At 64.5% G+C, this 20,993-nt stretch carries 16 protein-coding genes; 9 read left to right on the forward strand and 7 right to left on the reverse strand.

Annotation, left to right across the window (positions count from 1 at the left end):
* The first annotated feature begins 279 nt into the window (after positions 1–279).
* Positions 280–1,599: a ferredoxin reductase family protein gene (locus QQK25_RS04760; RefSeq protein ID WP_284186913.1), complete on the forward strand. Its 1,320-nt coding sequence runs from the start codon at positions 280–282 to the stop codon at positions 1,597–1,599.
* An 84-nt stretch (positions 1,600–1,683) separates the two neighbouring features.
* Here the strand turns inward: QQK25_RS04760 and katG are convergent, their stop codons facing one another.
* On the reverse strand, positions 1,684–3,873 hold the full coding sequence (gene katG / locus QQK25_RS04765) for a catalase/peroxidase HPI (protein ID WP_284186914.1): 2,190 nt from the start codon (positions 3,871–3,873) through the stop codon (positions 1,684–1,686).
* 141 nt (positions 3,874–4,014) lie between these two features.
* Positions 4,015–5,004, reverse strand: coding sequence for a LysR family transcriptional regulator (locus tag QQK25_RS04770; protein ID WP_284186915.1), 990 nt, complete (start codon positions 5,002–5,004; stop codon positions 4,015–4,017).
* Between the two features lie 242 nt (positions 5,005–5,246).
* Here QQK25_RS04770 and QQK25_RS04775 point away from each other — a divergent pair, with 242 nt between their 5' ends.
* The 6 genes from QQK25_RS04775 (at position 5,247) to QQK25_RS04800 (ending at position 11,081) form a co-directional block, all read left to right on the forward strand.
* Positions 5,247–6,086: an SDR family oxidoreductase gene (locus QQK25_RS04775; RefSeq protein WP_284186916.1), complete on the forward strand. Its 840-nt coding sequence runs from the start codon at positions 5,247–5,249 to the stop codon at positions 6,084–6,086.
* Between the two features lie 32 nt (positions 6,087–6,118).
* Entirely contained in the window at positions 6,119–7,099 is a 981-nt protein-coding gene (locus QQK25_RS04780; RefSeq protein WP_284186917.1) for an aldo/keto reductase, read from the forward strand.
* A gap of 41 nt (positions 7,100–7,140) precedes the next feature.
* Positions 7,141–7,947: a (R)-mandelonitrile lyase gene (locus QQK25_RS04785; RefSeq protein WP_284186918.1), complete on the forward strand. Its 807-nt coding sequence runs from the start codon at positions 7,141–7,143 to the stop codon at positions 7,945–7,947.
* A 49-nt stretch (positions 7,948–7,996) separates the two neighbouring features.
* Positions 7,997–8,848: an aldo/keto reductase gene (locus QQK25_RS04790; protein ID WP_284186919.1), complete on the forward strand. Its 852-nt coding sequence runs from the start codon at positions 7,997–7,999 to the stop codon at positions 8,846–8,848.
* Positions 8,849–8,858: 10 nt separating this feature from the next.
* Positions 8,859–9,932 (forward strand): alpha/beta hydrolase, encoded by a 1,074-nt coding sequence (locus tag QQK25_RS04795; protein WP_284186920.1) that lies wholly within the window; start codon positions 8,859–8,861, stop codon positions 9,930–9,932.
* A 93-nt stretch (positions 9,933–10,025) separates the two neighbouring features.
* Positions 10,026–11,081 (forward strand): alpha/beta hydrolase, encoded by a 1,056-nt coding sequence (locus QQK25_RS04800; protein ID WP_284186921.1) that lies wholly within the window; start codon positions 10,026–10,028, stop codon positions 11,079–11,081.
* Positions 11,082–11,447: 366 nt separating this feature from the next.
* Here the strand turns inward: QQK25_RS04800 and QQK25_RS04805 are convergent, their stop codons facing one another.
* Both QQK25_RS04805 and QQK25_RS04810 read right to left on the reverse strand, forming a co-directional pair.
* Positions 11,448–11,759, reverse strand: a complete 312-nt coding sequence (locus tag QQK25_RS04805; protein ID WP_284186922.1) for an addiction module antidote protein — start codon at positions 11,757–11,759, stop codon at positions 11,448–11,450.
* The gene (locus tag QQK25_RS04810) at positions 11,756–12,073 is read right to left on the reverse strand and encodes a type II toxin-antitoxin system RelE/ParE family toxin (RefSeq protein ID WP_284186923.1); all 318 of its coding nucleotides are present in this window, start codon (positions 12,071–12,073) and stop codon (positions 11,756–11,758) included. Before QQK25_RS04810 ends, QQK25_RS04805 begins: the two co-directional genes overlap by 4 nt.
* A gap of 137 nt (positions 12,074–12,210) precedes the next feature.
* Between QQK25_RS04810 and QQK25_RS04815 the strand changes: the two genes are divergently transcribed.
* Together QQK25_RS04815 and QQK25_RS04820 are read left to right on the forward strand one after the other, a co-directional pair.
* On the forward strand, positions 12,211–13,335 hold the full coding sequence (locus QQK25_RS04815) for a Fic family protein (RefSeq protein WP_284186924.1): 1,125 nt from the start codon (positions 12,211–12,213) through the stop codon (positions 13,333–13,335).
* Between the two features lie 507 nt (positions 13,336–13,842).
* The gene (locus tag QQK25_RS04820; RefSeq protein WP_284186925.1) at positions 13,843–15,324 is read left to right on the forward strand and encodes a hypothetical protein; all 1,482 of its coding nucleotides are present in this window, start codon (positions 13,843–13,845) and stop codon (positions 15,322–15,324) included.
* 368 nt (positions 15,325–15,692) lie between these two features.
* Here the strand turns inward: QQK25_RS04820 and QQK25_RS04825 are convergent, their stop codons facing one another.
* Genes QQK25_RS04825 through QQK25_RS04835 form a run of 3 tightly spaced genes read right to left on the reverse strand, consistent with a single transcriptional unit; the run spans position 15,693 to position 20,478 of the window.
* Positions 15,693–18,233, reverse strand: coding sequence for a hypothetical protein (locus QQK25_RS04825; protein WP_284186926.1), 2,541 nt, complete (start codon positions 18,231–18,233; stop codon positions 15,693–15,695).
* 10 nt (positions 18,234–18,243) lie between these two features.
* The gene (locus QQK25_RS04830; RefSeq protein ID WP_284186927.1) at positions 18,244–19,440 is read right to left on the reverse strand and encodes a cupredoxin domain-containing protein; all 1,197 of its coding nucleotides are present in this window, start codon (positions 19,438–19,440) and stop codon (positions 18,244–18,246) included.
* A 27-nt stretch (positions 19,441–19,467) separates the two neighbouring features.
* Positions 19,468–20,478, reverse strand: a complete 1,011-nt coding sequence (locus QQK25_RS04835; RefSeq protein ID WP_284186928.1) for an NAD(P)/FAD-dependent oxidoreductase — start codon at positions 20,476–20,478, stop codon at positions 19,468–19,470.
* Between the last annotated feature and the right edge of the window lie 515 nt (positions 20,479–20,993).

Consider the following 20,993-nt stretch of genomic DNA (forward strand, 5'->3'; position numbering starts at 1 on the left):
GCAACCGCAGGCAGCGGCTGTTTCTGTTTCTTCCTTGGCATAACCATTCCTTTCCGGGACTACGTTATGCCTCAAACACAAAAATTCGGACAGGCTCCCAAAGGTGAACCCGTTCATCTCCGACATGAACTCGCTCCACCCGGGGCCCGGCACACCACGCCCGCATCCCCGCGCGCCCCGCATCGGTGTAGGGTGCGCCCCCTTGAACCACGACACAGCCTTCTGTCTCCGCCGGTTTTACCCTTGCCGGCGAGACTGTCTTTTGCCGGAGCTTCTGAAATGAAACGCCCTCTTGCTCTCCTCGCCACCGTGCCGCTGCTGCTGTGGGGGATCTTCGTGATGCCGGATGTCATCGCCTCGGCCAAGGGGCCGTGGGATTGGCGCCGCGCGCTCATCATCGCCTCGGGCATCCTCGCCCTGTGGTGGATGAGCGCCGGCATGGTGCTGGCCGCGCGGCTGCCGCGGGTCGAGCAGTTCTTTGGCGGGCTGGACCGCCTGTACCGCCTCCACAAGCACGTGGGTATCGGCGCCGGGGTGATCGTGTTCACCCACTGGATGCTCGAATGGCTGCCCAAGAACCTCGCCAAGGCCGGGCTGATCGCCCGCCCGGCCCGCGGCCCGCGCGGGCCCAAGGGGCCGGAGGATTTCTGGATCGACATCGCCAAGGACGTGGGCGAATGGGCCGGCTACATCCTGCTGGCGATGGTGGTGATCGCCCTGCTGCGGCGCATCCCCTACCGCTACTTCCGCTGGGTGCACAAGCTGTTTCCGCTGGTCTTCATCGCCGGGGCCTTTCACGGCCTGATGCTGATGCCGGCCGACTTCTGGCTGCAGCCCCTGGGCTGGCTCACCGCCTTCATGGCCACCCTGGGCGTGGTGCCGGCGGTGATGGCGCTCACCGGGCGGATCGGCGTGCGCCGGCGGGTCGAGGCTGCGGTCGAGGCCGTCACCCGCCACCCGGACGGAGTGCTGGAAGTCGTCTGCCGCCCCGCTGCCGCGTGGCCCGGACACCAGTCTGGCCAGTGCGTGCTGGCGGATTTCGGCCCGGCGGGCGAGGGCGCCCATCCCTTCACCGTGGCCAGCGCCTGGAACCCGGCGGACGGCCGCATCATCCTCGCCATCAAGCCCCTGGGCGACTACACCCGGGCGCTGCCGGGGCGGGTGGCGGTGGGCCAGACGATCCGCCTCGAAGGGCCCTACGGCGGCTTCACCTTCAATGCCACGCAGGGCGACACCAGCCAGGTGTGGGTGGCCGGCGGCATCGGCGTCACGCCCTTCATCGCCCGCCTGCAGGAACTCGCCGCCCGGGGCGGCACCCGCGCGCCGGTGGATTTCTTCTACAGCACTGCGGATGCCCGGCCGGGCTACGCGGCCGACATGCCGGCCCTGTGCGCCGACGCCGGGGTGCGCCTGCACCGCCGCCACACTGGCGAAGCCGGCCCGCTGCCCGCCGAAGAGGTGGCCGCCTGCCTCAAGCCCGGCCAGACGGTATGGTTCTGCGGCCCGGCGGCGTGGGGCGAAAGCCTCGCCGAGCACCTCACCACGGCCGGCCTGCTCAAGCCGGCGTGCTTTCATCGGGAGCTGTTCGACTTCCGCTGAGGTGTCCAGCCGCGACTGTCCCGCGGATAAAAAAAAGAGGGGGCACCTCGGCCGGGGCGCCCCCTCTGCGTTTGCCCGCCGGGATCAGGCGAGGTCGAAGCGGTCGAGGTTCATCACCTTGGTCCAGGCGGCCACGAAGTCGCGCACGAAAGTTTCCTTCGCGTCGTCGCTGGCGTACACCTCGGCCAGCGCCCGCAGCTGCGAGTTGGAGCCGAACACCAGATCGACGACGGTGCCGGTCCATTTGAGCTCGCCGGTGGCCCGGTCGCGGCCTTCGAGCACGCCTTCGGTGGCGGACTTCTGCCACCGAGTGCCCATGTCGAGCAGATTCACGAAGAAATCATTGGAGAGGGTTTCGGGCCGGCTGGTGAAGACGCCGTGGGCCGAGTGGTCGAAGTTGGCGCCAAGGGCACGCATCCCGCCGATCAGCACCGTCATCTCCGGGGCGGTCAGGGTGAGGAGCTGGGCCTTGTCGATGAGCAGCTCGGCGGCGGCGCCTTCGAGGCCCTTGCGCACGTAGTTGCGGAAGCCGTCCGCAGCGGGCTCGAGCACCGCGAAGGAGGCCACGTCGGTCTGGTCCTGCGAGGCGTCCATCCGGCCCGGGGCGAAGGGCACGCTCACGTCGAAGCCGGCCTTCTTGGCGGCGGCTTCGATGGCGGCGCTGCCACCAAGCACGATCAGGTCGGCGAGGGAAATCTTCTTGCCGCCCTGGGCGCTGTTGAACTCGGCCTGGATGCCCTCGAGGGTGGCGAGCACCTGGGCCAGTTCGGCCGGCTGATTGACCGCCCAGTCCTTCTGCGGGGCGAGGCGGATGCGCGCACCGTTCGCGCCGCCGCGCTTGTCGCTGCCGCGGAAGGTGGAGGCCGACGCCCAGGCGGTGGTGACGAGCTGGGAGATCGACAGCCCGGATCCGAGCAGTCTGGCCTTGAGGGCGGCGATGTCCTGCTCATCGACGAGCGGGTGATCGACGGCCGGCACCGGGTCTTGCCAGATCAGGGTTTCCTTGGGCACCAGCGGGCCGAGGTAGCGGGCGATCGGGCCCATGTCCCGGTGGGTGAGCTTGAACCAGGCGCGGGCGAAGGCGTCGGCGAACTGGTCCGGGTTCTCCAGGAAGCGTCGGGAGATCTTCTCGTAGGCCGGGTCGAAGCGCAGGGCGAGGTCGGTGGTGAGCATCGCCGGGGCGTGGCGTTTGGCCGGGTCGTGGGCGTCGGGCACGGTGTCGGCGCCCGCGCCTTCCTTCGGCTTCCATTGGTGGGCGCCGGCCGGGCTCTTGGTGAGCTCCCATTCGTAGCCGAAGAGGTTCGAGAAGAAGTTGTTGCTCCAGCGGGTGGGGGTGGTCGTCCAGGTGACTTCGAGCCCGCTGCTGATGGTGTCGCCGCCCTTGCCGCTGCCATAGGTGCTGGCCCAGCCGAAGCCCTGCTGCTCGATGCCTGCGGCTTCGGGTTCGGGGCCGACGAGGCTGGCGTCACCCGCGCCGTGGGTCTTGCCGAAGGTGTGGCCGCCAGCGATGAGGGCCACGGTTTCCTCGTCGTCCATCGCCATGCGGGCAAAGGTTTCGCGGATGTCGCGGGCGGCGGCGAGCGGGTCGGGGTTGCCGTTGGGGCCTTCCGGGTTCACGTAGATCAGGCCCATCTGCACGGCGGCGAGGGGGTTCTCCAGGTCGCGGTCGCCGGTGTAGCGCTGGTCGTCGAGCCACTTGCGCTCGGCGCCCCAGTATACGTCCTCTTCGGGTTCCCAGATGTCCTCGCGGCCGCCGGCAAAGCCGAAGGTCTTGAAGCCCATGGATTCGAGGGCCACGTTGCCGGTGAGGATCATCAGGTCGGCCCACGAGATATTGCGGCCGTACTTCTGCTTGATCGGCCACAGCAGGCGGCGCGCCTTGTCGAGGTTGACGTTGTCGGGCCAGCTGTTGAGGGGCGCGAAGCGCTGGTTGCCGGTGCCCGCGCCGCCGCGGCCGTCGCTCACCCGGTAGGTGCCGGCGCTGTGCCAGGCCATCCGCACGAAGAGCGGGCCGTAGTGGCCGAAGTCGGCGGGCCACCAATCCTGCGAGTCGGTCATCAGGGCGTGGAGATCCTTGATGAGGGCGTCCAGGTCGAGCTGCTTGAAGGCTTCGGCGTAGTTGAAGTCCGCGCCCATCGGGTCGGACTTGGCGGAGTGCTGGTGGAGGATGCCCAGCTTGAGCTGGTTGGGCCACCAGTCGGCATTCGACGGGGCGCCGGCGGTGGTGTGCTTGCGGACGTCGCCCGAGAACGGGCATTTGGATTCGGCGGACATATTCTTCTCCTCGGCGTGTTGTTTGCGGGCCACGGGTTGACCGTCAAGCCCAGTCTAGGGTTTCGCGCCAGGACGGACCAATTGCATTTGGCGATGGTGGTCATAGGGGCGGCAAGGGAGAGGGCGTGCGTCCTGTGCGACTCAGGGCGCGCCGCCCGCAGCACCTTGCGTCGCGCGCCCTGTCCAGGCTTGTGCGGCGCTGCGCAGTTCGGTGTCGCTCAGCACGTATGTCTGGTTGTCCTGCAGGCGCGCCAGCGCGAGGTCGATGAAGGCCCGGACCCGTTTGGGCTGCGCGGCGCGGCTGCCGTAGTAAAGGTGCACGCCGATGTGCGCGCTGACCTGCGGTAGCAGCACGGGCACCAGCCGCCCGGCGCGCAGGTGCCCGGCGACCGAGAAGGCCGCCAGCTGCCCGATCACCTGGCCGGCCAGCACGGCCTGGATTTCCAGCTCGGTGTCGTTGGTCGAGAGCGCGGGCTGGATCGATCGGTGCTCGAGCTTGCCATCGATCGTGAGGTACCACGGCGAAACCTTGCCGGTGGCGGGGTGGCGAAAGACGCTGCAGCGGTGCGACGCCAGATCGTCCACCGTGGCAGGAACGCCGTGGCGCTCGAAATAGCCCGGCGCGCCGCACACGATCATCTGCACCGGGAACAGCTGGCGGCCGATCACGCCCTCGTCGGGCGAGGCCCCGATGCGAAAGCCCACGTCTGCGCGATCCAGAACCCAGTTGCCGATGCCGTCGTCGAGCTGCACGTCGGGCTGGATGTCGGGATGGCTGCGGCAGAACTCGTCGAGCAGCGGCATCAGGATGGGGGCGAACGACGAGCGCGGACCGACGATGCGCAGCGGGCCGGCAATCTCGTCCTTCGCCTCGCGCGCCACCCGCAGGGCCCGATCCAGTGCTGCCAGCGCGGGCTGGGTGTTTTCGAGGAAGTGCTGTCCCTCCTCGGTCAGCGCCAGGCGCCGGGTGGTCCGGTGCAGCAGCCGGACCCCGAGGTGCCGCTCGAGCTGGGCGATCGCCTGGCTGGCCGCCTGTGGGGTGACGCCTTGAGCGATCGCCGCGCGCCGGATGCTGCCCAGCTCGACGGCCTTGGAAAAGGTGGCAATGGCGCGGAACTCATTGATCGGCATACGTCTTCTCCGCCTGCGGGGTGTTCTGGATGAACGCCAGTATCAATTTTTAGTTGCTACTGGTGCAAGCCTGAATGCGCTATTCGATTGCAATGTCGCCCCGTAGAGTGAGACGCCATGAACACCGCAACCGCAACCCACTCGGCACGCCGCACCCATCGGGGCGCCGTGCCGATGCGGATGGGCGTGGCGTGCGCCATCGCCAGGGGCGCCTGGCTGACGGCTGATCGGGGGAGGTCAGAATGAAGGAAGTCATTGTTGTCGTGGGGGCCGGCAAGATCGGCCAGGCCATTGCGCGGCGGGTCGGGGCGGGCAAGCGTGTGCTCCTCGCCAGCCTGCATGAACAGCAGGCGGAAGAGGCCGCGCGCCAGTTTCACGATGCCGGCTTCGACGCCAGCGCGGCGGCGGTCGATATCGCGTCGCGGGCGTCGGTTCAGGCGCTCGTCGAGGCGGCTTGCGCCCTTGGCCCGGTTTCCGGGCTGATCCAGGCGGCGGGGGTGTCTCCGTCGCAGGCCTCGATCGAGACGATTCTTCGGGTCGACCTGTACGGAACCGCGCTGGTGCTGGCCCGGTTCGGCGAAGTGATCGCCCCCGGCGGCGCGGGGATCGTCATCTCGTCGCAGTCGGGCCACCGCTTGCCTGCCCTGACGCCCGAGCAGGACCGGGCGCTGGCGATGACGCCGGTGGAGGCGTTGCTGCAGCTCGACTTTCTGCTGCCCGGCGCCGTGCGGGACACGCTGCACGCGTACCAGCTTTCAAAGCGTGGCAATGCGCTGCGCGTGATGGCCGAAGCGGTGACGTGGGGCCAGCGCGGCGCGCGCCTCAACACCATCAGCCCCGGCATCGTCATCACGCCGCTGGCCAACGATGAGCTCAGTGGCCCCCGCGGCGCCGGCTACCGCCGAATGATCGAAGGCTGCCCGGTCGGCCGGGCAGGTACGCCGGACGAAATCGCGCAGCTCGCAGCGCTGCTGATGGGGCCCGACGGCGGCTTCATCACCGGTAGCGACTTTCTCATCGACGGCGGCGTGACCGCCTCCTACAAGTTCGGCCCCCTGGCGCCCGATGCGCCGCAAGCGTGAACCCTCGTTCGTCTCTGTGCAGGAGAACTGCCATGAAAACGCGTGAATTGGGCGCAAGCGGGCTGAAGGTCTCTGCCCTCGGCTTTGGCTGCATGGGCCTCAGCTTCGGCTACGGCTCGGGCCTCGACCGCCGCTCCGGCGTCCAGATGATCCGCCGGGCGTTTGACCAGGGTGTCACCTTCTTTGACACCGCCGAGGCCTATGGCGCGTTGAACGAGGAGATTGTTGGCGAGGCGCTGGCGCCCGTGCGCGATCAGGTGGTCATCGCCACCAAGTTCGGCTTCCGGGAGGGTGACACCGCGCAGGGCCTGGACAGCCGCCCCGCGCGTATCCGCGCCGTCGTCGATACGTCGCTGCAGCGCCTGCGCACCGATCACATCGATCTGCTTTATCAGCACCGCGTCGATCCGGACGTGCCCATCGAAGACGTTGCGGGCACCGTGAAGGCGCTGATTGCCGAAGGCAAGGTGCGGCATTTCGGGCTCTCCGAAGCCGGTGTGGATTCGATCCGCCGCGCCCACGCGGTGCAGCCGGTGGCGGCCCTGCAGAGCGAGTACTCGCTGTGGTGGCGCGAGCCCGAGCGCGAGATCCTTCCGCTGCTCGAGGCGCTGGGGATCGGCCTTGTGCCGTTCAGCCCGCTGGGCAAGGGCTTTCTGACGGGCGCCATCGATGCGGGCACCGCCTTCGCGCCGAACGATTTTCGCAACATCGTGCCGCGATTCTCGACGCAGGCGCGGCAGGTCAATCAGGCGCTGGTCGACGCGCTCAAGCCCATCGCCGCCGCCCGGGGCGCCACGCCGGCCCAGATCGCGCTGGCCTGGCTGCTCGCAAAGAAGCCGTGGATCGTCCCGATTCCCGGCACCACCAAGCCGCACCGTCTGGACGAGAACCTCGGCGCGGCTGCCCTCGACATCGACGCGGACGACCTGCGCCAGATCGAGGGCGCGCTGGACGGCATTGCTGTCGAGGGCGAGCGCTACCCGGCTCATCTGGCGGCGCGCGCCGGCCGCTGACGTTCCCGGGCACGCCCCTGCCCAAGAAAGGAGTCCCGATCATGATCAAGTCATTCACCATCGCCGCGCTGGCGGCCGCCGCCCCTGCACAGGCCGCCGACGATGCGCTTCTCGCCATCGCGCGCGGGGCAAGCCGGGAAGTCCGGCAGGCGCCGGCGGAGCATTTCACCGGCCAGGTCACCGTCGACATGCTGTCGGTGCCCTCGGGCGAGCAACGCGGCTCGGCGGGGATGGTCAGCTTTGCCCCCGGTGCGCGCACCGCGTGGCACACCCATCCCCTCGGGCAGACCTTGATCGTGACGACGGGCGGCGGGCTCGTGCAGCGCTGGGGCGGGCCGGTCGAGGCGATCCGTCCGGGCGACGTGGTGCACATCGCGCCCGGCGTCAAGCACTGGCATGGCGCGGGCCCGGGCACTTCGATGACGCACATCGCGATCCAGGAAGCACAGGCCGGTCAGAGCGTGGTGTGGCTCGAGCCGGTGGGCGAGGACGCCTACCCGAAAGCAGGTGCGCAGGCGGGCGGTGGCGCGGCGCCCTCCCGCGCGCAGCAGCTGATGGGCGATGTGGCGCCGAAGCTCGTGCAGCTCACCGACGACGTGCTGTTCGGCGATGTCTGGAACCGGCCCGGCCTGTCCAGACGCGACCGCAGCCTCGTCACCGTGAGCGCGCTGATCGCGCTGAATCGTCCCGAGCAGCTGCGCTCGCACTTGCGCCTTGGCCTGGAGAACGGGCTCACCGAGGGCGAACTCGTCGAGGCGCTGACGCACCTTGCGTTCTACGCCGGATGGCCGAGTGCAGTCTCGGCCACGGCGGTCGCGCGGGACGCATTCCGTGACGCCCGGCGCTGACACCCTTCCGCCCGCCACCCCTCCGCAAACACAACCCAAGGAGATGCACATGCAGTCAGTGACCCTCAACAACGGCGTCCAGATGCCGATCCTCGGCTACGGCGTGTTCCAGATCGCCGACGAAGCCGAATGCGAGCGCTGTGTCGTCGATGCCGTGCAGGCCGGCTACCGCCTGATCGACACAGCCGCGTCGTACCGCAACGAGGAGGCCGTGGGCAGGGGCCTCCGGCGGTGCGGGGTGCCGCGGGACCAGCTCTTCGTCACCACCAAGCTGTGGGTCGAGGACGTCGGCTACGCGCGCACCCAGGCGGCCATCGACACCTCGCTGCGACGCCTGGGGCTGGACTATCTGGATCTGTACCTCATCCACCAGCCGTATTCCGACGTCCACGGCGCCTGGCGGGCGATGGAGGAGGCGTACCGCGCCGGCAAGTTGCGTGCCATCGGCCTCAGCAACTTCGAGCCAGACCGGCTGATGGACATCCAGGCGTTCAACGCGATCACGCCGGCGGTCAACCAGATCGAGATCAATCCCTTTCACCAGCACGGCGAAAGCGTGGACTTCATGCGCTCCCTGGGGGTGCAGCCCGAGGCCTGGGCGCCTTTTGCCGAAGGGCGTAACAACCTCTTCCAGCACCCGCAACTCGTGGCGATTGCGGAGCGTCACGGCAAGACGGTCGGCCAGGTGGTGCTGAGATGGCTGGTGCAGCGGGGTGTCGTCACGTTGGCGAAGTCGGTACGGCGAGCGCGCATGGAGGAGAACCTCGCGGTCTTTGACTTCGTGTTGCCGGATGAGGATCTGCGGCAGATCGCCGGGCTCGAGACCGGTGTCAGCAGCTTCTTCTCCCATCGCGATCCGGCGATCGTCAAGTGGATGAGCGAGCGTCGGCTCGATGACTGAGGCGTCGCCCATGACACGACTTCTTCAACGGCTGCTCCCGGCATTGCTGGCGGGCGTTGCGTCTGCCTGCTTCGGTGCCGCGCCCGCACCGGCGCCCATCGCACTGCAGGCGCAGGGCAGTTTCGCGGTCGGTGGCAGCGTGGTGCAAGGCCCCGGCACCGATGAGCCCGGCAAGCCCGGGGCGGCGGGCCAGACCCTGCATGGCGATCACGCGCGGGTGGTCTTTCAGATACCCGCCAACCCGCGCGCGCTGCCGCTGGTCATGTGGCACGGCTACGGTGAGTTCATGAAAACCTGGGAGACCACGCCAGACGGGCGCGAAGGCTTTCAGACGATCTTCCTGCGTCGTCGCTTCCCGGTGTATCTGGTCGATCAGCCGCGCCGTGGCGGTGCCGACCGTAGCACCCTTGCCACCCGGATCTCGGCCGAACCCGACGAGCAGCGCTGGTTCAACGTGTTCCGGCTCGGGGTGTGGCCCAGGCTGTACCCCGGCGTGCAGTTTTCAGACGACCCGGAGGCGCTCAATCAATTCTTCCGCCAGATGGTGCCCGACACCGGCCCGCTGGACACCGACGTGGCGGTGAGCGCGGTCTCGGCGCTGTTTGATCGGATCGGGCCTGCGGTGCTGGTGACCCACTCGCACAGCGGCGGAATGGGCTGGGAGACCGTGATGCGCAATCCGAACGTGCGCGCGGTGGTCGCCTACGAGCCGGGCAGCGGCTTCGTATTCCCCGAAGGGGAGTTGCCGGCCGCCATGCCCAGCGCGACCGGGCCCCTGAGCGCGACAGCCGTACCCCTCGACCGCTTCCAGGCCCTGACGCGCATCCCGATCGTCCTCTACTACGGCGACAACATTCCGACATCGCCACAGCCGGACAACCCGGGGCTCGACAACTGGCGGGTGCGGCTGGCGATGGCGCGGCTGTGGGTCGATGCGGTGAACCGGCACGGCGGCGACGCGCGACTCGTGGCCTTGCCCGAGCTTGGGCTCCGGGGCAACACCCACTTCCCCTTTGCCGACCTGAACAACGTCGAGGTCGCCAACCTGGTCTCGGCCTTCCTCGCCGAGAAGCGGCTGGACTGAGCGGATGCCGCCTCGGGATCGCCGTGGCCCGCGCGGCCTCACAAAAGGCGGGCCGGGCGACCTTCCCTTTCAACTTACCCATGGAGCATTCAGATGGCAACGCCCCTCTTGAAAGCCACCCTCGCGGCAGCGGTGATCGGCGTATCGGCCGACGCGGCCTGCGCGGCAGATTACAGACAGAATCCGTTCACGCTGGTCTACGACGGTGCGATCACCCGCAACGAACCGGGCAAGGTCAACATCCATCCGGTCCGGTATCGGCTCAACGGCCTGGAGATCGCGGCGAACGTATACACCCCGGCAAATTACGATCCGGCGAACAAATATCCTGCTGTGGTGGTGGCCCACCCCAACGGCGGGGTGAAGGAGCAGGTGGCCGGCCTGTATGCCCAGCGTCTCGCCGATGAAGGCTACATCACGATCGCCGCCGACGCCGCGTATCAGGGCGCCAGTGAAGGGCAGCCCCGCAACGTGGACAAGCCAGCCTACCGGATCGAGGACATCCACGGCATGGCCGACTTCATCACCCGGTACGCCGGCGTGGATGGGCAGCGCCTCGGCGTGTTCGGCATCTGCGGCGGCGGCGGATACGCCCTGGCTGCGGTGCAAACCGACAAGCGCTTCAAGGCCGTCGCCACCCTGAGCATGTTCAACTCCGGCCGGGTCCGCCGCAATGGCTATGCCGATTCCCAGCTGGACACCATCCAGCAACGCCTCCGGCAGGCTTCGGCGGCCCGCGCCCAGGAAGCGGCCGGCGGAGAAATCCTCTATTCCGGAGATGCCAGCCTGACCGACGAGCAGATCGCCGCGCTGCCCTTCGATTTGTACCGCCAGGGCTACCAGTACTACTGGAAGACCCACGCGCATCCCAACTCGACGTTCAGATACACCACCAGCAGCCTGCTCGAACTCATGCGCTTCGACGCCACCGACCAGAACGCCCTGATTGACCAGCCGTTGCTGATGATGGCCGGGGACAAGGCGGACAGCCTGTACATGACCGAGGACGCGTTCGCGAAAGCCACCGGTACAAAAGACAAGGCGCTATTCAGGATCGAAGGCGCGACGCACATCGACACCTACTGGGTTCCCGGACATGTGGATGCTGCTGTGGCCAGGCTGAAGGCGTTCTACGCCCGGACCCTGTAAGCGAATTGGGGCCTGCGGCCGTCGTGCGTCCGCCGGGCGCTGACGCTGGTGGCGCACCCCGACGGGAACCGCACAAGCATCAGACCACAGGCTCAAAACCAACACAAAAAAGCAAGAAGCCAACCCTCGCGGGTTGGCTTCTTGCTTGTCTTGGCTCCTCGACCTGGGCTCGAACCAGGGACCTACGGATTAACAGTTCGTGAAAGCGCCGCTGCTGCAACGACAGTGTGCCCAGCCTAGGCTGGGCAGATCACACCATGCGCGCCCGGGTTGGCTCGCCACGGCCGACCAGAGATGAACCAGATGTGGCGCCGATCACTGAAGAGGGACCGAAATGTCTCCTCTTGATCCTGCATGCGCCCCTGCTCACGCAGTCGCCAAGGGCTCGCCGCCGGCCGATGCGTGGAGCTTGATCTTTAGTGCCTTGATGACCTTCAGAATCGTCGAGAACTCCGGGTTGCCAGTGGGTGAGAGCGCCTTGTAGAGGCCTTCACGTGTGATTCCGGTTGCTTTGGCCAGTTGGGTCATGCCCTGAGCCCGGGCGATGTCATTGAGCGCGGCACGCACAACGCTGCCATCACCCGGATCTTCTTCAAGGCAGGCATCCAGATACATCGCCATGTCTTCTTCGGATTGAAGCTGATCAACAGGATCCCAACGGGAGAACTGTTCGCTCATGGTTTCCACTCCTTCGCAATCTCGATCGCTCGGTTGATATCGGCGTCCTGGGTGCTCTTGTCCCCACCGGCAAGTAGCACCACGATGATCGGGCCATGCTGCAGGTAGTAGAGCCGGTAGCCGGGGCCGTAGTCGATACGGATTTCATTGACACCATCTCTGACCGGCTTGGCATCACCAAAGTTACCGGTTTCTGCCACACGGCGGATTCGGGCATTGATGCGCATGATGGCGGCCCGATCCTTCAGCTTGGTGAGCCAGCGTGAGAAGGTTGTGCTTTGAATGATTTCAAGCATAAGCTGAGTGTAGTCCATGGATTACACTTGGGCAACGATCTGATGCAGCTGCGTCGGGCGTGAAAAGCAGAACCTGCAACCAGTAAGATGTTAATCACCGCATTTTGTGCGGCGATATTCTTGCGCCTGCGGAGAAAGATCATCATAATCACCGCATGAATTACGGTGATTATCTTTGCATCTGGGAGGCCCCCGATTGGCCGCAGTGGCGTTACGACCTCGCGGTACTGGCTCGCCCGCTCACCGAAGTCAGTCGGGCCCAGGGGCTACTCCTCGGGCGGCTGACCGATGTTGGTGCAGCGACGCGGGATCAGGCAAGTCTGCTGGCGCTTACTGAGGACGTGGTGAAGACCAGCGAGATCGAAGGCGAACATCTCAACGTCGCTTCCGTCCGCTCGAGCATTGCGCGTCGTCTGGGCGTGGATATTGGCGCGCTTGCGCCGGTCGATCGCCATGTCGAGGGCGTGGTCGAGATGGTGCTGGATGCAACCGCTAACTGCGGACAGCCCGTGACCGATGAACGCCTGTTCGGGTGGCATGCCGCGCTGTTTCCGACCGGCTATTCGGGGATGGCGCGGATCAAGGTTGCCGCCTGGCGGGACGACGCGACGGGGCCGATGCAAGTAATCTCCGGGCCGGTGGGGCGGCAGAAGGTTCACTTTGAGGCGCCGCCTGCGGATCGCCTGCCTTCTGAGATGGCGCGCTTTCTCGACTGGCTCAATGCAGATTCCGAGGTTCCGCCCCTGCTCAAGGCAGGCTTGGGCCACCTCTGGTTCGTTACCCTGCACCCGTTCGATGACGGCAATGGCCGCATCGCCCGGGCCGTAGGTGATCTGCTGCTTGCCCGAGCGGATGGCACCCCGCAGCGCTTCTATAGCCTCTCCGCCCAGATCCAGCGCGACCGGAAGGCTTACTACGAGTTCCTCGAGAGAACCCAGAAAGGCGACATGGATGTCACCGATTGGCTTATCTGGTTCCTCGAAAGTCTGCACCGCTCGCTCAACCAAGCCCATCAGACCCTTGATGCGGTGCTGACCAAGGCCCGATTCTGGCAGCGCTGGGCCGCCACGCCGCTCAACGAGCGACAGGCTAAGGTGCTCAATCGACTGCTGGATGGTTTTGACGGAAAACTGACCAGCAGCAAGTGGGCCGCAATCAGCAAGTGCTCGGCGGATACGGCCCTACGGGACATCAATGAACTGCTCGCCCGCGGCGTGCTTCGGAAGATGGCAGGGGGTGGGCGGAGTACTGGGTATGAGCTGAACGACCGCGAGGCGTAGCCCGGCCGATTATGCCTTTGGGTGACAGCGTCAGGCCGTGCGGTTCAGGAAATGGGCGTTTGCAGAAAGTGACCGTATTGGAGTAACGAGGAGGGATGCCAGTCTGCGGCTGTGCAGACACGATGACCACAGAGAGCGCTTTTAGTATCGTGGCAGGATCAATGAAGCTCAAACCCGCCACACGGGTTGTCACTCGCAAGCGTCGGGACTTCAGAGGAGTTGCAAGTTGCCAAAGTGGGATGGTCTAGCAACCAGCAGAATATTTTGAAGTCATACCCTTCATGGACTATAACCCATAGTGCTACCCAGTAATCGAGGGTATTTACCTCAGAGTGAGGCTTGATCAAACTGGCAATGCGACCAGACACCTTCTAGTTGCCTTCTAGTGACCGGACGTGGACGTCGAGTGTCCGAAGTGATGGCACCGGAGACGGGTGATGCGGTCGGTCGCATCAAGTGGACATGGGAGGAGCAATGAGCGGAAGTGCAATAGTGCGCGGTGTATGGGTGTATCGCAGCCTCTTTAATGAGCCCGAGACAATCGGCGACTTCAACAGGTTAGAAGTCTGGGAGGCCGAACTCTCCTTAGAGCTGACAGAAGACAATCGCATCTACGGATTCCTCGGCGAACGGCCCGAGGAAGCAAAGGGTGATGAGCCTTATCTCACCGTCGACGGGAGGGTGGAAGATGGCGACCCAATCCGCGTAAGTTGGCGGGCCAAGGGTAAGCCTGGCTCCGAGTACGACGGCTGGATTTACGACTATGTCGGCTACCTCGTACCCGCGTGGGCCGACGCGACTCGGCCGCGCGCAGTCATCGCCGGCACTGTCACCCGCACTGTCGCGCATGGCAAGGCGCCTGCGGGCTCGGTGTTCTCGTTCTACGCTGTAAAGAAGGACTTTCTCGAACCGCGCATCTGCATTCCCCTTGCTAAGGCTGTAATTGACATGATGGCCTCTGCCGAGCATCGCCACCACCATGCGCTCTGGCATGGTTCTCGTGATGAATGGGCAGGGTTGAGCGCGAAGAAGCGTGCTGCGCTTCAGTCCCTAGGTTGGCAGCCTGGCCCTAAGGACACCGAGCGCGCGAGCCTCGGCCCTGACCGATTGACCAACGGTTCAGGTGAGGACTTCCTCTTCATGCATCGCCGGATGGTCGGCACGGTACGGGCGCTCGATCCCTCTGCGCGGTCATGGTCACGGGTCCCGCAACCGACATTCCCCGTATCGTTCGATGCAGGTACAAAGGCGACGAGTGCGGGCAACGTGGACGGCAATGCGCTCCCGAATGCTTGGGTTGTTCCCGGCGATCCGAATACGACGGCGTGGCTTGTGGAGCTTCGGAAGACATCGACGCTCTACAGCCGCTTCACGGCATGGGAGACTCTTTATACCGATCCCCGGTATCTAGCGACAGTCTCACTGGCCGAACTTGGCTCGCGCATCGAGTTCACCATCCACAACTGGATGCACATGCGCTGGGCTTCGATGCCACGGGATCCTAACCCTGACCCAGCTGAACACGGCCTACCTGTGCCAGTTGGCCGTCCGCCGTTGGACTTCGACTCCAAGTGGCTCTCGCCCGAGTATGATTATCTTGGCGAAACCTTCTCATCCCACGTGAATCCCATTTTCTGGCGGTTGCATGGCTGGGTAGATGACCGTATCGAAGACTGGTTTAGGGCTCAAGAAGGCGCCCGCCCCGGAGTCATCAAGCGCATGCAAATAGATGGCATAGACTGGTTCGAAGCTGACAAGAGATGGGTCCTCGTTGACGAGCCTTGGGAAGGACCCAGGGACCTGCATCATGGTCATGCAGAGCATGGGGGTGGGCACGGGGATCTATTGCTTGACGTTCCGACAATGCAGAAGGCTTTGAGCGTCATCTATGGCCCAGAGCCACGAACTGAACCGGAAATAACGGCGGCAGGTCCGGCAATGGCTTCCTCACGCGCAACCGCTACTTGGTTCAAACGTGTGGAAGACTAGCTAGGATCCATTCATCTTAGTAAATGAGCGGGATAAGGCATTGTGTAGTCAGGAGGCGTCATGACGGACATCACGATTAATAGCATCACCGGAGACCCTCTTGCTCCTCCCCCGCAAGCCATGCCGCCATCAGTCCAAACGTCAGTTCCACGTTCGCGGCGCTCCACGCTGCGACGTCAGCCCTGCCCGTAGCGGATACCAACTACGTGGTGGTGCAGGTTGCGCAGAAGGGGACTGCCAACATGGGGGATCGCAAACTGAAGGATGTGACCCGCTTAACGAATCTGCCAAGACGTTTTTTCAAGGTGGAAATGGCTTGTATGGTGAATACCAGCTCCCTGTGCGCACCCGCGTACCCGTGAAACCAGCTAACTCGACAACTCGTTCCATTTCAGGGCCTTGGTGATTTCGAACACCTTCCCGCCGTTATGCCGCGCAAAGACCGTGGCTCCGTCGCCGTCGCCTTCCGGTGCTAGCACTTCGGCGTTGGAAATATGGAACTCGATCGTGTCGCGAAGCGGGTACCGCAGGCGCAGCGGCGGCGCTTCGAATTCTTCGCCTGGCCCTACGGTCGCAAACACCAGGACGTAGCCCGATCCCTTCTGTGCTGCTGACAAGGCTGGAAAGACCTCGCTGGTCCAACCCGCCCAGGTTTGGGCCTTCTGGAATGTGATTAGCCACCATCCGCTTTGCCTGTGGTTCAGCACGCGACCCGTGGTGAACCTGCACCACTCGTCGCACAGGTCACGCAGCCACATCAGTGCGTTCAAGCGAAGGATGAATTCACGTGTAGACACGAGGTCGAGCCCGGCGTAGTGCAGCTTCATGTCGTACGCTGCGCGTGTCAGGTCAGCGCGCAGCGCATTGGCCGCGTAAACGAACCGGCCGCTTGTATCGCCATCAATGTAAGGGCCATAGTCTCCGTCCCAACCTGTCTGCTCGGCCGCTTCCTTCGCCACCACCATCGGGTGCTTCGCGTGGTAGCCGAGCTCTGCATCAGTCAGCGGCAGCGACGTAAACAGGTTCCGCACGGGCTGGTCGGGCTTCGGCGGCCGAAATCCGTACGTTCGCCCCGAGTCGGGTGCGACCGCGGGCCAGAACGAGTTTAGTGCCGCGCACAGCTTTGCATCTTCGGGGAACGGACTGCCCAGTCCGTACGACACCATCATGTTGCGGCCGTTGGTCTGGTGCTGCGACACGTCCCAGCCGGGTGCGTACACATCCGCTGCAGCGTCGGGCAGCCAACTCAGTGCCTTTGCGCTGACGGACGATGCGCTGGCCCCCATGCCGAGCGCTGCCCCGCGGCTCGGGGTGCCGACGATGGCCGTGGCAGTGTAGATGCTGCTTTCCTCGATGCTGATTGCCTTGCGCATGTGCGTGATCGGGTGCGGAAGCTGGCAGTTCGGAATCTGGTATGTCAGCGTCGTGCCTTGCACGGACTTCTCGTCGTCTAGCTGGAAGCGGCCGTCGCTCATCGGCTGCGGACCACCTTGCGGAAACATCAATGAGGTGTTGGCAAGCCCTGTGGGCATCAGTTGCTTCTTCTCGACCCACTCTTCCACCTCCACCTGGTCGACCAGTGGAAAGTAGTCGACGGCAGACACAAGCGAAAACGCGCAATAGGAAGGCAGGTCGATACCCGTGACACTGTAGGCCGCAATGGCACCGTCGCAAGTGTTGTCCGCAAAGTGCGCCGCTTCGTAACCGCCGTGCTGCAGCACCTTCTTGTCGAACTCGTCCGTGGGCAACCGGTTGAGGTCCGCCAACTCGGGCGGGTCGGTTGCAATCACTTCCTGGCGGATGTTCAGGTACTCGGGCGCTGCGCGGCTGTTGCCCTTGGCAGTGAGCTCCAGCGTCGACCAATAGCGATTCGAACGGCCGCGGATTTCCTTCGGGGGCGGCACCTTGAAGCGCACCAGCTCGCCTTTGCCGTTCACCTGCTGGTGCACGAGCGATGCCAAGGGGCCGGCAACGGGGACTACCTGGCAGGACGCACCCACGTCGACAAGCGACACCATGTTCTTGTCGGTATCGGAGTGGCGCACGAACGGGTGCTTTGCAATGTCGAACGCGGGCGATGCCGGCAATGGCACGTAGCCGTCGTTTTCACCGTGCTGATGGTCATGCACGCGTGCGAGCTTCTCGTTGACGTGGATCTCGGCAAATTTCACCTGCGCGATCTGCAGGGGTTGCAGCTTGTCATCGGCCCCCCTAGTGAACAGGCATTCGTCTCCCGCAAACACCTTGTGCACGGGAAACAGGAATGTCAACTCCGGGTCCAGCCCCGACGGCCGCAGCACGGCGCCGTCAGCTCCGCGCGTCCTTCGTTCGGCTATGTAGAGAGCATAGCGTGCGGGCATCACGCAGAAGCCTTTCGCTCCCGCGCCCGGGTTAGGCGCAAACGCGCGCGTCGCTCCGTCGTACCGGGCAGCATGGGTACCGACCCTTGCTACCCCGGTGCGCGAGTAGACCATGTCGGCATGCTGGCGATGGGTGGTGCGCCCGGCTGGGCGGTATTGGAAGGCGAACACTGCCAGTACGGGATCGCGAAAGTCCGCGAGCGTCCTGCGCGCGCGGCTATAGATGAAGTTTTCCAGCAGGTCGAGTTGTTCGAGAGTCGGGAAGACAGAGTCCTTGCCGGCAACCGGATCCGGGCGGCAGCCCGGGCTGGCCAGTGCGTGGTAAAGCAAGCTCGCAGCCGGGTCGCCCGCTTCCACCGCGCGACAGCCTCCGGTGGTGAAGTCTTCGAAGCCCGGCACCGTACGGTCCACACGCAGCGTCCGGGAAAGCTCCTCTTCGAGCTTGCCGATAGGCACTGTGATGTCCAGCCCATGACGTGCCAGAAGGGCAGACCAACCGGCGGCGCCAAGTGGGTCCAGGATGTTGGTCTTGACTTTGTCGAGAAGCATGATAGGCCCCTCAAGCGTTGTCCGGGAGGAACACGCCGTAGTTCAACAGGCGCAGGTCCATGTGCAGGGAGTGCGGCGCAAGCTCGATGAAGCTTGCACTTCCGTCCGAAAGAACAACGTCATGCCGGTATGGGCCGCCGCTGAAAACCGAAGGTGTCAGCGCTTGGTAGTCCTTCCGTGGGAACAGCGGGTCGATGACCGTTGGTCCGTAAACACCGGTAGGCGGCAGCCAGAACACGTGGAAGCTGTTGTCGACGTAAGCGATGCGCTGCACGACCTTCGGTTGCATGTACAGGATCCGCTTTGCCGGCACTTGCACGCGAACGGGCTGCTGCGCCATCAGCGCGGGCCAGAACGGTGGCGCGGATGCAAGCTTTGCGACTGAATGGAAGCTTGGCGCCCGGTTCATGAGGTGGTCGATGAAGATGTCCTGTTCGTCTCCGTAGATTAGGTATTCCAGCGGCCCATCGCAGTCTTCCGAATCCACTTCAAACTTGTGAAAGTGGATGACCTTGTCGATGGTAACCGGAACGTCCGTAAGTCCGGCGATGTCTTCTTGGTCGTCCGGATGCCTGTCGTCGGGGTAGTAGGCGAATGAAGAGTGCGGCAGTGCCTTGATTTCCCCCGCCGCGATGCCCGGCAGCGACGTGTGTGAATGGAAAATCTGCACCCGCCGATGTCCGTACTCGCTTGCGCGAAGGTTCGTGTAGATCTGCGCGTGCACGTCTTCGCGCAGGCTCCCTTGTAGGATCACTTGGTAGCAATGCCTCGGGTCGGCCAGAACCGGTGTGTGCGCCATGTAGAAGCGCTTACCTGAGCGACCGCCCGTGACGAAACCATGCAGATGGTTGTACGTATGGACGTGTCCGCCACCATGGCCACCGTGATCGCCGCCGCCATCGTCCTGTTGTCCAGGCTGGATGATCATTCCCGCCGCGGGCGCTTGCGGGTCGACCGTGATTTGCCCCGACATGCCGGTGTGGTAGCGGCAGCGGTAGTCAAACTTGCCGGCGGCGGCAAAGAGGACCGGTGCCGACATTTCGCCGGGCAGCATCGGCCCCGCGTTGAAGTACGGATCACTCTTTCGCTCGGTTTCCGCGGAGTGCGGGAACGGGTCCAGGTTCCGCCACACGACATAAGAGCCCGGACGCACTATCACCCCTGGAAATGTGCTGTTGCGGATGTCTACAATGATTGTTCTCGACATGGCTTACCTCCAGTTTCAATGCGCGGCTTACGCCGCGCCGGTGCGATTCCACTGTTGCCCATGGATACCGGCCAGCGCTTTCCTGGCACCGTCGAACCACTGATTGCTCCATTCGTCGTAATGCGCTTGCACGCTGGCGTGGTCTTCGCGCCCTTCAGTCACGGCCACTACGCACTCGCCTGCGAATATTCCGCTCAAGACGGCGTACAGCACTCCGTTTCCAGCGGAAGGGTCAAGGACGAAGGCGGCATCGCCCGTGACGAAGTAGCCGTGCCCGGCCAGAGTACCTGCGCGCCGCCAAGTCACATCGAAGCCGCACACGTTGGGGCCCGCCGCAGGCATGCCGGAAAGCTCGGCCGGCACGCAAGGCTTGGTGTGCACACCGTGCTTGACTAGTGTCCAGTTGATCGTGTGAGCATCGACCTGCGCAAACCAGCACCAGCCATCGACTCCGGCGTGGAACTGCTGCGCGTCTTCGAGGCGGCCTTCACGATACCCGCAGAAGGCTGTGAGCTTCGGTGAGCACACTTGCGGCGCCACACCCAGTTGGCGATTCAACCAGGACCTGCTGCCGCTCGCGTCGATGAGGTACCGGCACTGCACAGGTGCGCCGCCGATGACGACACCGTCAACGTCGCCGCCGGATTTCTGCAGCAGTTGCAATGGCTCGTGCGCCTGCCTGTACTCCACTCCCATGTCACGGGCGCGCTGCAACAGGATCGCGTCCAGGACGGTACGTGCGATGTGGACGGCCCGCCACTCCCCTTCCACATCCCGGCCAAAGGATTCGAGCCTGCTCGTCCCGCCCCAACAAACCCTGCGCTGCGCGGGTCGTACGGCAGAAGCCTCGGACACCGCGTGCCAGACGCGCAGTTCGCGAAAGATTGGTTCGATCCCCGGGTGGAGGCACTCGCCAGGGCGAAATCTCGGAAAACGAACCCTGTCCAGCAGCAAGACCCGCAGCCCGCGCGACGCGGCGCTGATTGCTGCTGAAGTACCCGCAGGGCCCGCGCCGACGACCGCCATGTCGTATTTCATGTGCATGCCGTACCTTGTAAAAAGCTGCGAAGTTTAAGCATAGGACTAGGACGTAGGAATTTCAAACCTTTCCTCGACCCTCCGTTTGGTTGCGTTCTGGATTGCCTAGCAATGGGTCGTTGGGGTGACCAGCCCGGGGATTTTGGGACGGGATAGAACTTGAGTGTGCAGCTGTGCTTTCCCACTAGCCGGCCATTTGAGGCGGTAATGTGACAACGCCTTCCCGCCCTGGAAAATCGACCCAGATGGCCCAGATGCCGTTCGGCTTGAGAAATGACTTCTGGCCGTCGAGTTTGCATTTGTTCTAGGCTTCGACTATGTTTAGGTCCTAAACGAAAGACATCCTTGATGTGTGGATCTGAGTCTGACTCCTCCATTCAGATGGAGGCAATATCAATCGGGCGCGATGCTATGAAGTGCTTTCGGCAATTCAGCAGTCGTTGGTGAAGCAGCTTCCGAGCATCCGACTCTTAAGGTGTTGTACCCTCCTAGCCGCTAACACCGGAGCGTGCAGA

It is taken from the genome of Zoogloea oryzae (assembly GCF_030161255.1).
Lineage (GTDB): Bacteria > Pseudomonadota > Gammaproteobacteria > Burkholderiales > Rhodocyclaceae > Zoogloea > Zoogloea oryzae.